The sequence below is a fragment of the Kitasatospora cystarginea genome (genome assembly GCF_039533515.1).
GTDB lineage: Bacteria > Actinomycetota > Actinomycetes > Streptomycetales > Streptomycetaceae > Kitasatospora > Kitasatospora cystarginea.
Genome location: NZ_BAAATR010000020.1, coordinates 62,493 through 76,917 on the forward strand (window position 1 = coordinate 62,493; position 14,425 = coordinate 76,917).

The 14,425-nt window shown below is 73.3% G+C and carries 10 protein-coding genes; all 10 read left to right on the forward strand.

The annotated features are described in order from the left end of the window. Window positions 1-108: 108 nt before the first annotated feature. The 10 genes from ABD369_RS21945 (at window position 109) to ABD369_RS21990 (ending at window position 14,418) form a co-directional block, all read left to right on the forward strand. Complete coding sequence (locus ABD369_RS21945) at window positions 109-285, forward strand: FxLD family lanthipeptide (protein ID WP_344638194.1); 177 nt, start codon at window positions 109-111, stop codon at window positions 283-285. Between the two features lie 79 nt (window positions 286-364). Beyond that, complete coding sequence (locus tag ABD369_RS21950) at window positions 365-2,401, forward strand: lantibiotic dehydratase family protein (RefSeq protein ID WP_344638195.1); 2,037 nt, start codon at window positions 365-367, stop codon at window positions 2,399-2,401. Then, window positions 2,398-3,471: a lanthionine synthetase C family protein gene (locus ABD369_RS21955; protein WP_344638196.1), complete on the forward strand. Its 1,074-nt coding sequence runs from the start codon at window positions 2,398-2,400 to the stop codon at window positions 3,469-3,471. Before ABD369_RS21950 ends, ABD369_RS21955 begins: the two co-directional genes overlap by 4 nt. A 46-nt stretch (window positions 3,472-3,517) precedes the next feature. After that, window positions 3,518-5,572 (forward strand): methyltransferase, FxLD system, encoded by a 2,055-nt coding sequence (gene fxlM, locus ABD369_RS21960; RefSeq protein WP_344638197.1) that lies wholly within the window; start codon window positions 3,518-3,520, stop codon window positions 5,570-5,572. Between the two features lie 3 nt (window positions 5,573-5,575). Beyond that, window positions 5,576-6,664 carry a hypothetical protein gene (locus ABD369_RS21965; protein WP_344638198.1) on the forward strand — a complete coding sequence of 363 codons (1,089 nt, stop codon included), beginning with the start codon at window positions 5,576-5,578 and terminating at the stop codon, window positions 6,662-6,664. A 334-nt stretch (window positions 6,665-6,998) separates the two neighbouring features. Beyond that, entirely contained in the window at window positions 6,999-10,409 is a 3,411-nt protein-coding gene (locus ABD369_RS21970) for an ATP-binding cassette domain-containing protein (protein ID WP_344638199.1), read from the forward strand. Window positions 10,410-10,438: 29 nt separating this feature from the next. Beyond that, the gene (locus tag ABD369_RS21975) at window positions 10,439-11,887 is read left to right on the forward strand and encodes an NUDIX domain-containing protein (protein ID WP_344638200.1); all 1,449 of its coding nucleotides are present in this window, start codon (window positions 10,439-10,441) and stop codon (window positions 11,885-11,887) included. A 65-nt stretch (window positions 11,888-11,952) separates the two neighbouring features. Then, on the forward strand, window positions 11,953-12,432 hold the full coding sequence (locus tag ABD369_RS21980; RefSeq protein ID WP_344638201.1) for a GNAT family N-acetyltransferase: 480 nt from the start codon (window positions 11,953-11,955) through the stop codon (window positions 12,430-12,432). Beyond that, entirely contained in the window at window positions 12,429-13,382 is a 954-nt protein-coding gene (locus ABD369_RS21985) for an NUDIX hydrolase (protein WP_344638202.1), read from the forward strand. Before ABD369_RS21980 ends, ABD369_RS21985 begins: the two co-directional genes overlap by 4 nt. Window positions 13,383-13,407: 25 nt before the next feature. Continuing rightward, window positions 13,408-14,418, forward strand: a complete 1,011-nt coding sequence (locus tag ABD369_RS21990) for an NUDIX domain-containing protein (protein WP_344638203.1) — start codon at window positions 13,408-13,410, stop codon at window positions 14,416-14,418. The last annotated feature ends 7 nt before the right edge of the window (window positions 14,419-14,425 follow it).

Here is a 14,425-nt window from a genome sequence, read left to right on the forward strand (position 1 = left end):
GAGCTGCGGGGACGGGACGGGAGCTTTCGCCGACCGACTTCGGCAGCACCGGCCGCCCGGACCACCGGGAGGCATGTCCACTGCAACTGTTCCCGAGAAGGAGCGCAGATGAGTACGCCGACCGTCGAGCGAAGCAAGCAGGACGAGGGCGCCGACAACATCGGCGACCCGTTCGGCCTCGACATCACGTTCATCGAGAACACCCCGGCGACCGAGACGGCCCTGATGTGCAGCACCGGTGACACCTGCGGGAGCTCCTGCCCGAGCGCCTGCACGACGTCGTAGGTCGGGCGTGCGGTGCGGGACGTGACGAATCCCGCACCGCACCCCTCCCCCTTGCTCCTCCCCAAGAACGGAGTGGGTGATGACGCGTTCGCGCCCCAGCCTGTACCGCAGCACCGGCGACAGCATGTTGCGCGCCGCAGTAAGCCTGAGCGCGCCGAAGACGCCCGAGTGGCCGGGGCCGGGCGCCACAGGCGAGCAGTGGCGTGCGTGGCTGACCAGGGTTTGGGCCGACAACGCCTTCCGGCAGACCGTGGCCGGTGCCAGCCCGGACCTGGCGCACAGGGTCGAGGAGATCATCGCCGGGCGGTTGCCCAGCGCGCGCCGTCTGCGCCGGGCGGCGCTGGCGGTAGCCCGCTACACCATCCGCTACGCCCAGCGGTCCACACCGTTCGGCCGATTCGCGGGCGTTGCCCTGGTCGGCTTCGGGCCCGCGTCCGCGGTGCGCTTCGGCGACCAGCACGAGATAGTCGGCCGGCCGGACCCGGTAGCGCTGGACGCGGCCATCAGCGCTTGGGAGGCCGACAGCGAGCGGATGGCCGATGTCGAGGTCTGCGTCAACAACCTGGCCCGCCGTCAGAGCGGCCGCGTGTTCGTCCCATCCGAAGGACCGGCCGAGTACTCGCTGGCCCTGTCGCCCGCCCTCGCGCTCATTCTCGACGCGGCCCGGACGCCGATCGCCTACTCGGAGCTGGCGGACAAGCTCGCCGCCGAGTTCCCGCAGACGGAAAAGGCCCAGCGGACGGCACTGCTGGGTCAGCTGCTGCAGGTACGAGTGCTGCGGTCGCAGCTGCGCGCACCGGCCACCGTCGCCAACCCGCTCGGCCCCCTCCCCGGCTTGCCACGGGAGTCCTGCGATCGCACCGCCACGGTGGACCTGCGCCTCGACGCGGCGGTACGGCTTCCGCACGCCGTCGAGCGGGAGGCGCAGACCGCCACAGCCGTCCTGACCCGGCTCGCCACCCACCCGGCGGGCACGCCGGTGTGGCGCCGCTACACCGAGCGGTTCCTCGAGCGCTACGGCGAGGGCGCCGTGGTGGCGCTGGAGCAACTGACGGATCCCGGGCGGGGGCTGGGCCTGCCCGAGGGGTTCGGGCAAGTCGTGGAGCCTCCTCGTCCCATGACCCGCAGGGACCGGCTGCTGCTGGAACTGGCCGGCACGGCCGCCGCAGAGGGCACGCGCGCGGTGATGCTGTCCGGCGCGATGATCGAACGGCTGGAGGCCGCCGCCGGTGAACCGGCGGCGCTCACTCCGCCGCACCTGGAGGTGTGCGTGCAGGTCCAGGCCGGCTCGCTCCGGGCCCTGGACCGCGGCGACTTCCGGCTCCGGGTGGCGACGGTCTCCCGCGCGGCCGGTTCGATGACCGGCCGGTTCTGGCACCTGTTCCCGCAACTCGGCGAGCAGCACGCCACCCTGCCCATGGTCGAGCCCGGTGCCGAGCTGGCCCAGCTGTCCTTCCACGCCGGGCGCGTCCCGGCCGACCTGCTCACCCGCGCCCCGCAGGCGCTGCCCCGGGTGGTCAGCGTCGGGGAGTTCCGCCACCGCGGACCGGGAGTGCTCTTCCCCTGTGACCTGGCGGTCGGCGCCTGCGACGGCCGGCTCTACCTGGCCGAGGCCGCCACTGGCCGGCACCTGGAGCTGCTGGCCCCGACCGCGATCAACTTCCTGTGGAACAACTACACCCCGCCGCTGGCCCGGTTCCTGGCCGAGATCAGCCGCGCCGCCGCGCCGCAGGTGACGTGGTTCGACTGGGGCGCGGCCTGGACCCTCCCGTTCACCCCAGCCCTGCACTACCGGCGCACCGTCCTGGTGGCCGCCCGCTGGCAACTGCCCGCCCGGGCGCTGCCCGGCCGCGCCGCGACGCTCGAGCAGTGGGCGGGGCAGCTGCGCGCCTGGATGGGCCGCTTCAAGGTGCCGGAGCGCGTGCTGCTGGCCGAGGACGACCAGCAGCTGCCGCTCGACCTGAGCCTGGACATGCACCTGGACGTGCTGCGCGCGCACCTGGCCGCGAGCCCGACCGGAGTTGCGGTCCTGCACGAGGCGCCGCCGCCGGACGCGGACGGCTGGATCGGCGGGCGGGCGCACAGCATCGTCGTCCCGATGAAAGCGGCCTCATGACGTCGGCCATCGCCGTGCGGCGGTTCCAGGAGCTGTCCGAGGGGGCACTGGGAGTGGCACTGCTGCACATCGAGCGCGGTGACCTCGCCGCCGCCCGCCGACACCTGGCCCAGGCGGTGGCGGGCGGAGTCAGCACCGGGGGCAACGCGTCGCTGTTCCACGGCGCCCCGGCCGTGGAGTTCGTGCTCGGCCGTGCCGGAGCGCCCGCGCGCCAGGTGCGCGAGGCCGTCGACAAGGTCGTCTCCGCCCGCCTGGCCACCGCCGCCCGACGCCGCGACGGCGGGGAGCTGGCGCGCCTGGCGGAGTTCGACCTGATCCGGGGCCTGGCCGGCCTGGGCGCGCTGCTGCTCGCCCGCGAGCCCCTCTCCCCGCTGCTGCACCAGGTGCTCTCCTACCTGGTCTCGCTGGCCCAGCCGGTGCGCTCATGGGGCCGGGAAGTGCCGGGCTGGTGGTCGGGCGCCGGTCCGGCCGACGAGGAGATGCCCGGCGGTCACGGCAACCTCGGTGTCGCACACGGCGTGGCCGGCCCCTTGGCCGTGCTGGCCCTCGCCGCCCGCCACGGCGCCGAGGTGGCCGGGCAGCGCGCGGCCATCGACGTCTTCACCGCCTGGCTGGAGCGGCACGAGCATGGGTACTGGATCACGCTCGACCAGCTGTCCGCGCCCAAACCGCCCACGCCCGTAACGGCGCGCCCGTCCTGGTGCTACGGCCAGCTCGGCATCGCCCGCACGCGGCAGCTGGCCGCCCTCGCCCTTGGCAACCAGGCCCAGCGCGAGGCGGCGGAGAACGCCGCTTTGCGGGTCCTTGCCGACCCGGCCCGTCTCGACCACGTCACCGACGCCTCGCTGTGCCACGGCTGGGCCGGGCTGCTGGCCATCGTGCGCGCCATGGCCACCGACAGCACTGCCCCCGGCCGGTTCACGCCGTACGTCACTCATCTCACTGCCCGGCTGACGGGCACCCTGGGCGAGCTGCCCAAGCCCGGCTTCCTGGAGGGCCGCGCCGGCGCGCAGCTCGCGCTGGAAGGTACCGACGCCACCGGGTGGACCCGTGCCCTGCTGATCGCCTGAGCCCTGCCCAAAAACCGCGACTAAGAAGTAAGGAGCGCCGACGACCATGGACTTCGACGAGCAGGACCCCGCCATCACCATCGACGATGGCACCTGGTGGTACGCCAGTGTGGCGTTCCCCGGCGGCACGGTGAGCCCCCAGGCCGCCCGGGCCCTGTCGGCCGCCCTCGGCGAGCGGCGGTTCCACTTCCTGCGCAAGGACCAGGGGCTGCGCCTGCGCACCGAGCACCCCGCGGCCGACGTCCTGGACCAACTGGTCGCCGACCAGGTGGCCACCGGCTGGACCGGCAAGATCTACGAGCCGGAGACGGAGGCGTTCGGCGGCCCCGAGGCCATGGCCGTCGCACACGACCTGTTCTGCGCGGACAGCCGCTTCGCCCTGACCGAGACCGGCAACCCAGGCGGGCGGGAGCGCTGCATCCTGCTGCTGTCGATCATGCACCGGGCCGCCGGCCTCGACCCGTTCGAGATCGGCGACGTCTGGGTCAGGTTCGCCAGCACCCGCCCGGCGGTCGTCCCGCCCGCCGGTGCCGCGCGCGAGACGGCGGTCGCGGCCATGCGGCGGCTAATGAACGCCGACGCCGCCCTGCGGCCCGATGCCGAGCCCGGCTGGTCCGAACGCGTGGCCGCCTTCGAGGACGCCGGGCTGCGCCTGCGGCGCCTGGACGCCGACGGGCGGCTGGTGCGCGGCCTGCGCACCGTGCTCGCCCACCATGTGATCTTCACCTTCAACCGCGGCGCCGTCCCCGTCGACAGACAAGCCGCCGCCGCCTGGATGGCCCGTCAAGTCGCCTTCGCCGACGGCGAATCCGCCGACGTGTCGCCCGGCCCCTCTGCCACCCTGACCCCTAACCTCACACGGATGGAGACCACCCTGACCACCCAAGCCGACCCCGCCGACCTGCGCCAGGCGCTCGTCACCCGCCTCGTCGACGCCAACCAGCTGCGCACGCCCGACATCATCGCCGCCTTCCAGAGCACCGAGCGCGAGCAGTTCCTGCCCGGCGTCGACCTGGAAACCGCCTACGTCGAGGACGCCGTGCCGATCAAGCACGACGACAGCGGCGAGATGATCTCCTGCATCAGCGCCCCGTCGATCGTCGCCACCCAGCTCGAGCAGCTGGGTGCCCGCCCCGGCCACAAGATCCTGGAAGCCGGCGCCGCGACCGGCTACAACGCCGCGCTGCTGGGCAAACTGGTCGCCCCCGGCGGCCACGTGTGGACCCTGGACGTGGACCAGGACCTCGTCGATACCGCCGCCAAGCACCTGGCGGACAGCGGGGCCTCCAACGTGACCGCTGTCCTGGGCGACGGCGCCGTCGGCCTGCCCCAGTACGGCCCCTTCGACCGCATCCAGTTCACCGTCGGCGCCGGTGACATCCCGCTGGGGATCCTCGACCAGCTCGCCCCCGGCGGACGGCTGGTCCTGCCGATGCGGATCCGCGGCAGCATCTCCCGCAGCTTCGCGTTCGAGCGCGACGGCGAGGCGTGGAAGACCGTCTCCTGCGAGATGGCCACGTTCGTGCCCTTGCGCAAGGGCGTCTGCGACGACATCTACACCCTCGTCCCCCACGCCGGAGAGGGGAACGTGCGTCTGGAGACCTTCAGCGAGCAGGAGGTCGACCGCGAGGCAATGCGCATCGTGCTGGACCAGCCGCAGACCAAGGTCTACACCGGCGTGAAGTTCCGCCAGGGCGACCCGTGGCAGTGGGTGTACCTGTACCTGGCGTGCGTCCTGCCCAACGGGCTGTCCCGGATGCCCGGTTCCCGTCCGGGGTTCACCCCGCACTTCGGCTGGGGCTCGATGGCCGCCCTCGACGGCGACACCCTGGCCTACCTGACGGTGCGCGAGGGCGAGGACGACCGGGGCCGGTTCTGGGAGATCGGCGTCATCGGCCACGGCTCGCGCGCCGCCGCCCTCGCCGACCAGGTCGCCACCGAGATCCGCGAGTGGCACCAGGGCTGGGGCAACGACGCCCCGGAGCCCGGCTTCCGCATGGCCGTCGGCGACGCCCGCAGCCGGCTGACGGCGGCCGAGCCGCGCTTCATCGTCGAGAAGTCCAATAGCCGCATCGTCGTCGACTGGCCGCGCAGGGGCTGACCGATGGTTCCCGCGATAGCCAGTCGCATCCCGCTGGTGCGCCGCCCCAAGGCACCCGGGTTACCCCTGGAGAGGCGGATCAGCGAGCTCGGCGCGCTGGCCGTGCAGCCTGCGGGTGCGGGCCACCGTGATCTGGTGGCCCGCACCTGCGGGGTCCTCAACTACGCCGCGCTGATCGCCTCCGACGCCGCCCTGCCCGACCTGGCCGCCGAGCTGTGCTGGCGTCAGTACCGGGTCTTCGCCGACGCCGGGGCGCTCTCGGGGGACATCGCCGTGATGGCGCTCATGCCGGTGGTGAACATCGCCCGCCTGATGATCCGCGAAGGCGACGGCGAAGGCGCCTACGACGTGCTCCGGCGGCTCTACCGCGCAGCCCAGCAGCGGGGTGTCGCCGAGATCCGCAGCCACACCGTCGACCTGGCTGAGCTCAGCGCGACGCCGGGCGACCACCGCAAGGTCTGCGAGGAGCTGTGGGTCGCCGTGCTCACCGACGGCGCCCGGGCCCTGGCACGGATCGGCCGCTGGAGCGAGGCAGCCCAAGCTATGACCGCCCACCGCGGCGTCGGCAACCGACTTCTCGACGGCCGCCAGATCATGATCATGTCGCTTATGGAACGCGGCCTCGACCAGCAGGCCCGCGACATGATCGAGGCCACCAGCAGCACGGAGTCGTGGGAGGACTCCGTCGCGGCTCTCCTGCTCGCGTACTGCCGACCCGCCTCGCCACTACCAAAGCACGAACTCGACCGCGCCCTACGGGAAGCACTCGCGCTGACCAGCCCGCCCGACCCGGCCACCGCCGCGTTCCAGGCCCGCGTCGCCGTTGCCGCGCTCGACCTGGCCGACAGCGACACCGAGAGCAGTACCTCGCTGCGGCAGGCCCTCATCGACGTGGCGGCCCTGGACGCCTACGCCGCCCGCGACGTCCTGAACCACCAACAGACCCGATCACACCTGACCGTCGAACAGGAGCATCAGCTGTGCGCCGTGCTCGCCGCATCGGGACTCGGTGCCGGGCTTCGGCAGGAACACGTGGACGCGCTGGCCACCGCCGCGGACACCGCAGAGGAGGCACTTCGCGCCCTGCTCTGACCCGCGAACGATCCCACGCGACACCGTCCGACCGGTAACCCGGCGGCGCTGGAGGTGTCCATCAACTCGCCGGTCCAACACGAGAGTTTCCCTGAAGTGATGACAAGCGCCAGGACACGCCCATGGGCTGGTCCGCGCGCTGCCAGGATCTGCGCACCGACCGCAACGCCACCTTCGACCACCTCGGGAGAGCCATGTCCTCGGGCACGTCCCGCTCCGGGCCGCCGAACGTTCACCGCGCACCGCCGGTCGGCCCGGTAGGTGGTGCGGCGCCGTGCGTGGGCATCGACGACCGGTCACCGGTTCGGGCCGGCTGGAACCAGGACGGGGGTGGGTGTTGACCGGCGTTGAGGCGCAGGAGGCTGTGGAGGAGGACTACGGCCTGGGGCTTGGCTGGGACGCGGCAGACCAGGAGGTACGTGCGGCGAGCGTGCGGCAGATCTCGGCCCGGCTGCCGGGGGTGCTGGGCGAGGCGTTCCGGCTCGCGTGGCGGGTCGACGGCCGCGCGGTGGTGGTGCTGCTGGCGTGCCAAGTCGCCGCCGGTGTGCTGCAGGCCGGCGGGCTGCTGGCCACCACGCGGGCGATCGGGGTGCTGATCGGCTCCGGCGGCATCGGCTCCCGGCTGGATGCCGCGCTGCCTTCCCTATTGGTGCTCGCCTGCGCGGGCGGCGCTCGGGCGCTGCTGGGACTGACGGTCGCGGCGCTGTCGCGCCGGGTCGCACCGCAGTTGACCGCGCAGGCCGAGGCGATGCTGCTGGAAGCCCTGGCCGGCGCGGAGCTCGTCGCGTTCGAGCACCCGGGCTTCAGCGACCGCGCCGAGGCCGCCGAGCGGGGCGCGAACACGGCCGGCGACCTGGTCTCCGGAACTCAGGACCTGATCGCCTCGGCGGCCTCCCTGGTCGGCTCCGCTTTCGTCGTGTCCGTGCTCCACCCCCTTCTTCTGCCGCTGCTGGCGCTGGGGATCGTGCCGCGCTGGATCTCCCTGATCCGCGCGCAGCACGTCGAGTACACCTCCTACCAACGCTCGATCCCCGACCGGCGGATGATGGGCGCGCTGCGCTGGTACCTGAGCGACAAGTACCCGGCTGACCAAGTCAGGGCCGGGACGATGGCCGGCTTCCTCCTGGGCCGCTACCGCCACCACGCCCGGCTGGTGCGCGAGCGCGAGCACCAGGCGGCGTGGCAGTCTGCGAAGATCGCCGCGATCGGATCAACCGTGGCGGGCCTGTCCTCCGCGCTGCTGTGGGGCGCGCTGGTGGCGCTGCTGGCCAGCGGCCACATGTCGCTGGCCAGGGCCGGGACAGCTGTGCTGGCACTCCAGGCGGTCAGCACCGCGCTGTGGGGCATGGTCGTCGCCGCAGGCCGCCTCTTCCGGACCTCGACGTACCTGACCTCGTGGCGCAGCTTCCTGGAGGAGGCCGCCGAGCACCGCCTGACCCGCGGCACCACCCCCGTGGTCGAGGCCCGGGTGTTCCGCGCCGCGAAGATCACCCTGACCTACCCCGACGCGCCCCGCCCGGCCCTGGACGGAGTCACCTTCGAAGTGCGGCGCGGGGAGATCGTCGGCCTGGTCGGCATGAACGGCTCCGGCAAGACCACCCTGGGCAAGTGCCTGGCGGGCCTCTACCTGCCGGACAGCGGCCAGGTCACCTGGGACGGGGTGGACGTGCGCGACTTGGACCCCGCCTCCGCGTGGAAGCGGGTGGCGTACGTGCCGCAGCAGTACGCCAAGTTCCCGGTCACGCTGGAAGCCAACATCACCTTGGGCCAGCCCCACGCCGGCGGGCGCCCCGCGGTGCTGGCCGCCGCCGCGGCCGCCGGCGCGGACCGGGTGATCGGCAAGCTGAGGCGCGGCCTGGACACGCTGATGGCCCGCGCATTCTGGGGCGGCTCCGGAGACCTGTCGGGCGGGGAGTGGCAACGCGTCGCGCTGAGCCGCGCGTTCTACCGCCCCAGCGACCTCCTCGTCATGGACGAGCCCACCAGCGCGCTGGACGCCGAAGGCGAGAGCCGCATCATCACCGGGCTGCGCGAGCAGTCCCAGGGCCGCGCCACCGTGCTGGTCACCCACCGGCTGACCTGCCTGCGGTACGTGGACCGCGTCGTCGTCCTCAAGGACGGGCAGGTGGCGGAGGAGGGCGCCCTCGAAGAGCTCCTCGCCCTCGGAGAGGGCGGTGAACTGGCCAAGCTCTGGGCCCTCCAGCAGCAGGACACCGCCGCCGACACCCCGCCTGTAGGGTCCGCGATTCCGCGAGCAACGTCCGCTGGAAGTGAGCACCGTCCGAGCAATTCCGGGGGTTCGCGAGCAACCACGGCTCCGACCAGCGGCGGTGCGTCGGCCGAGGGCGCACCATCTGATCCCGTCCCTGTCCTTGTGCTCGATTCCGGCGGACGAGATGAGTGCTCAGGTAGTGCGGATTCAGGTGTATCCGCAGGAGGAAGTGCCCACGAAGCTGCGGACCCTACACCGCCGACCGGCGCCCTTCAGGACAGGCTGGCGGACGATGCCGGCCGCGGCCTGCGCGCCCGGCTGGTCGAGCGGCTGGAGACGGAGGCCGGTCTGGTCGACCCGGCGCTGCGCGCGGCGTTCGCGGCGGTGCGCCGCGAGATCATCGTGCCGCGCGGCTACGCCCCCAGGGACCAGGTCACTGGCACCGACCAGCGGGTCTGGCAGCTCCTGGACGCCGGCCACCCGGCCGACCGGCAGGAGTGGCTGGACCTGGTCTACAGCGGCGAGTCCTTGATGCTGCACCTGCCCGACCAGGACCCCGCCGCCGTGACGCGCGGCCACCTCGTGGTCGGCGGCGGCTTCGCGTCGCAGACCACCCACACCACCGCCCTCGTGCACCTCCTCCAGCCCCTGGCTCTGCGCCGTGGTGCGCGTGTGCTGGAAGCCGGAACCGGCGCCGGGACGGTAGCCGCGCTGCTGTGCGAGATCACCGGCCAGGAACAGGTGACCGGCATCGAGGTCGACCCGTTCTTGGCGCGGGCGGCCCGCGAGCGCTTGGCCGCCGCCGGGTACCGGCCGCGTCTGCTGACCGGCGATGCCCTGGCCGGCTGCCCCAGGGAGGAGTTCGACGCCATCGTGCTGTCCTTCTCCGTGCGCAGCGTGCCGGTCGCCCTGCTAGAGCAGATGGCCCCGGGCGGCTCGATGGTCGCGGGCATCCACACCGGATCGCCCTCATGGCCGTCTCACTGCCGCATCACCCGAACCGCCACCGGCTGGGACGCGGTCCTGATCCCCTACGCCCGCGGCGGCACCGCCCCCGCGGCCGGGCAGGACTACTGGCGTCCGCAGCCGCTCGCCGATGCCACCGTGGAGGCGGATCACCGGCGGGTCAGCCGCATCCCGGTTCCGGACCGCCTCACGGACGCCGGGTTCTGGCTGGCCGCCGGGCACCTGCTGGGCGTCGCCACCGGCGTGGCGCAGGACCCGGGGCGGTGGATGCTGCATCAGCCAGCCACCGGTGCGCGCGTCCTGCTGACCGACGAGGACGGCTCCTGGCAGGTGTCCTGGTCCGGTCGCCACGACCTGTGGTCGGACGTCGAAGAACTCCACGCCCGCTGGGAGAAAGCCGGCCGACCGGGCGAGTACCGGCTCGACCTCGCCGACCCCGCCCGGCAGACCGTCCACGCCGGACTGGCCGGCCGGGGCTTGCGCTGGGTGCTGCCCGGCAACCCGCTCACCCCATCGCCCCGGTCGCCCGCCGACGACCTGCCGCACCGGCTCTCGACCGGTCGATGACGCCCCGCCCGAGCCCGAGAGGTCCCGCCATGCCGCCCACCTCCTCCGACATCCACCAGCTCGTCCAGGCCTACCTGCGGCGGCAGCCGCAGGAACGGGTTCGGCTGGAGCCGCTGCTGGCGCTCCTGGGCGCCGTGCCCGAGCCGACCAGCCGCGCGACGCTGCCCGCGCACGTCACGTGCAGCGCCGCCGTGATCCGGCCCGAGGGCCAGGTCCTGCACATTCACCACAAGGCCACCGGCCTGATGATCTGCCCGGGCGGGCACGTCGAGACCGGTGACGAGAGCCTGCTCGCGACGGCCCTGCGCGAGGTCCACGAGGAGGCCGGCATCGCGCCGGGCGACCTGTGCCTGACCCCGCAGATCCTCGGCGTCCCGGTCGACATCGACATCAACGACATCGACCCCAACCCGGCCAAGGGTGAAGGTGCCCACCAGCACTGGGACTTCCGGTTCGCCTTCTGCCTCGCCGACCGGGCCGAGGTCGCGCTGCAGGCGGAGGAGGTCACCGGAGCCGAATGGCGCCCCCTGGAGCGAGTCGCCTCGCCCTCGCTGCGCGCCAAGCTGCTCGCCGCCGGGATCAACGGCCAGGCGGAGCCGGTCAACGCCTCCGTCCTGATCCACGACGGCGCCGGCCGCTACCTCTTCCATCTGCGCGACAACTACCCGGGGCTCATTTGGGCGCCGGGCGAGTGGTCGCTCCTGGGCGGCGGCCGCGAGCCGCTGGACGTCACGCTGACGGACACGCTGCTGCGTGAGCTCGCCGAGGAGGCTCCCGGCCTCGTACTGGACGAGCTTCAGCCCTTCGCCGTGGAGAAGGCCACCGGCGTGGACGGGCTGTGCGTGCCGGTCCAGATCTTCACCGCCCGCTGGACCGGCGACCCCGACGATATGCCCCTGAACGAGGGCGTCATGCTGCGCTGGTTCGAGCCGGAGATGCTGCACCGGCTGCGGCTGCGCCCCTCCACCCGCGACCTGGTGCACCGTCACGTGGTGCAGCACACGGCCGATGGCCGAACACCGAAGGCCCGGCCGGGCGGCAGGGCCGTGCGCAACGTCATCGGCGTCCACCTCTACCTGGAGGACGGCGACGGCCGGGTCATGCTCGGGCTGCGCCATCCGGACTCGGCCTACGCCGGGAACACCTGGCACTTCCTGGCCGGGCACTGCGAGCAGGAATCGGCCGTCGAGTGCCTGATCCGGGAGGCGCACGAGGAAGCCGGTCTGGTCATCGACCCCGCCGACGTGGAGTTCGCGCACGCCGTCCACCTCGTCGACGCCCCGGGCGCCCAGCCCAGACTCGGGATGGTCTTCCGGGTCCGCCGCTGGAAGGGCACGCCCGAGCTGCGCGAGCCGGACAAATGCGTGGCTTGGCAGTGGTGGCACCCGGACGCCCTTCCCGAGGAGATCGTTCCGTACGCCCGAGCCGCGATCGACGGTATCCGCGCCGACCGGCCGTACACCGAGATGGGCTGGTGAACACGGCCACACACCAGGCCCACGCTGCACCGGTTCACCGCCGTCCGACGAGAGGACACCGCCCCGTGAAGCACACCGCACCCACGGCCCGCCTACGCCGGGCCCTGCCATCCGACGCCGCCGAACTCACCCAGCTGCGCCTGGTCATGCTCGCCTCCGCCGGCGTTGTCCCACCGAAGCCCTGGAGTCTTGAGTGCGAGCGGTGGTTCGCCGACCGCCTCGCAGGCGACCAGCGGTTCGCCGCGTTCGTCATCGACGCTGGCGTGGGCAGGCTGCTGTCCTGCGCGGTCGGCCAGTACACCGACCGCATGCCCCGGCCCGGTCAAGGCCCGTACGTCGGGCACATCGCCTCGGTGGCCACCGACCCCGGCCACCGCCGCCAGGGCCACGCCCGGCTCGTCGTCGCGGCCGTGCACAACTGGCTCACCGCCAGTGGCTGCGGTCAGATCAACCTCACCGCCTCCCCGGAGGCCGCGGCCCTGTACCGCTCGCTCGGCTACGCCAACGTGGCGAGCCCGGCCCCGCTGACCTGGAGCGCCCCGTGACCGACATCGACCAGCAACCGCCCTTCGACCTGCTCGCCGACGCTGTAGCCGCCGGCATCCAGCGCCCGGCCTCATCGGTGCTGCTCGTCAACCGCCGCGGCGAACTGCTGCTCGTACGCCGCGCGGCCACCACGCTGCTGGGCGGGCTGTGGGAGCTGCCCGGCGGCGCCATCGAGGACGGCGAGAGCGTGCTGGACGCCGCCCGGCGCGAACTCGGCGAGGAGACCGGTATCACCGGGGCGCGGGTCACCGCCTACCTCGGCCACAGCGACTACGACAACTCTCGCGGGCTGCGGGTGCGCGAGTTCGCCTTCGCCGCCACCCTCGACCACGAGCAGGACGTCGTCCTCAGCGCCGAGCACGACGCCCACCAGTGGGTGCTGCCCGCCGATCTGCCCGATCGGCTCGCCGGCCACGAGCGGGACCTGATCGCCCGCCACGCCGCCCAGCCCAAGCCCTTCGCTGGCTACCAGCCCCTGCCCGCCTACCTGACCGGTATCCCGGCAGCACCGCTGTGGGCCGGGCTCTTCTTCACCACCACCGCAGGTGAGGCGGTCCTGCTGCGCTCTACCAACCGACTCAAGGGCCTGCAATACCCGGGCGGAGACGCCGAGTTCACCGACCCCACCCCGCTGCACACGGCGGTGCGCGAGACCTGGGAGGAGACCGGCATCCGCCTGGCCCCCGCCGCGGAACTGCTGCCGCTGGTGGCCACGGTCGTCGAGCAGCCCCGCGCCGGCTGGCCGACCAAGGTCGGATTCGTGTTCTCCGGCGGGAGCCTCACCCCGGCGCAGCTCGCCGCGATCCGCCTCAACCCGGACGAGCACGACGAGGTCGTCACCGTCTCCGAAGCCGGGCTCAAGCAGCTGGCCGACCCGCACGCACACGACCTGACGCTCGCCGTCCTCGACGCGCTCCGCACCGGCGTCCCCGCCTACGTCGCCCGCTGACCGCCCGCCCGAACCCAGGAGAGCCGTGACCGACACCGCCGAGCCGGACCCCGACCTGGTGCGCTACCTGGCCGCGCACGCCGCACCCGCCGCGGCCGCGGACGCTCTGATCCGCGACGCCCAGGGCCGGGTCCTGATCGTCGACCCCGTGTACAAGGACGGCTGGGACCTGCCCGGCGGCATGCTCGACGACGAGGAGCCCGTCGACGGCCTCACCCGGGAGCTGCGGGAGGAACTGGGCCTGCACGCCGAGATCGGCAGGCTCCTCGTCCACGACACCGTGCCGTCCGACCGGTGGGGCCGCACCATCCTGGCCCTGGTCTACGCCGCCCACCCCAGATCGCCCGTCGACGTCGAGCGCGTGCCGCTGCAGCGCAGCGAGATCCGCGAGGCCCGCTTCGCCACCGAGCAGGAGGCGATGCGGCTGCTCGCAGCCCCGGTCGCCGCCCGCCTGGCCGAGGCATCGCGGGCGGAGCGCGGCGCGCACACCGCGGTACTGCGCGACGGACGCCGCCTCCTGCGGGACGGGCTCGACTACTACCGGCAGCTGCCGGCGCCGATGGCCGCAGCCACCGTGCTCGTGCGGGACGGCGAAGGCCGGATCCTGGTCCTCAATCCGCAATACAAGGACCACCTGGAGCTGCCCGGCGGCATGGTGGAGGCCCACGAGACACCGCGCCAGGCGGCCGCCCGCGAACTCGCCGAAGAGCTCGGCCTGCGCGTGCCGGTCGGCCGGCTGCTGGTCTCCGACAGCAACCCGGCCAGCCTGGCCCGGCACGGCCGCGCCCTGACCTGCCACGTCTACGACGCCGAACCGCTGGACCCCGCCCAGGTCAGGGCGCTGCGCTTTGCGGACGGGGAGATCCGCGCGGCCCGGTGGCTGCCGCCGAAGGACGCCCAGGAGGCGCTGCCGGCGGTGCTCGCCGACCGCGTGGCCGCAGGCCTTCGGGCCCTGGAGTGCGGCACCGTCGTGGAGATCGACCGGAGCACAGGCCCCGGTGCCGACGCCGCTTCCGAGTCCGGGGCGGACGCATGACCGCCCG

Bases quoted from the DNA above. Each gene is read 5' to 3' on its own strand.
- ABD369_RS21955 (WP_344638196.1), top strand. From the start codon at position 2,398: ATGACGTCGGCCATCGCCGTGCGGCGGTTCCAGGAGCTGTCCGAGGGG.
- ABD369_RS21945 (WP_344638194.1), top strand. From the start codon at position 109: ATGAGTACGCCGACCGTCGAGCGAAGCAAGCAGGACGAGGGCGCCGAC.
- fxlM (WP_344638197.1), top strand. From the start codon at position 3,518: ATGGACTTCGACGAGCAGGACCCCGCCATCACCATCGACGATGGCACC.
- ABD369_RS21950 (WP_344638195.1), top strand. From the start codon at position 365: ATGACGCGTTCGCGCCCCAGCCTGTACCGCAGCACCGGCGACAGCATG.
- ABD369_RS21965 (WP_344638198.1), top strand. From the start codon at position 5,576: ATGGTTCCCGCGATAGCCAGTCGCATCCCGCTGGTGCGCCGCCCCAAG.
- ABD369_RS21975 (WP_344638200.1), top strand. From the start codon at position 10,439: ATGCCGCCCACCTCCTCCGACATCCACCAGCTCGTCCAGGCCTACCTG.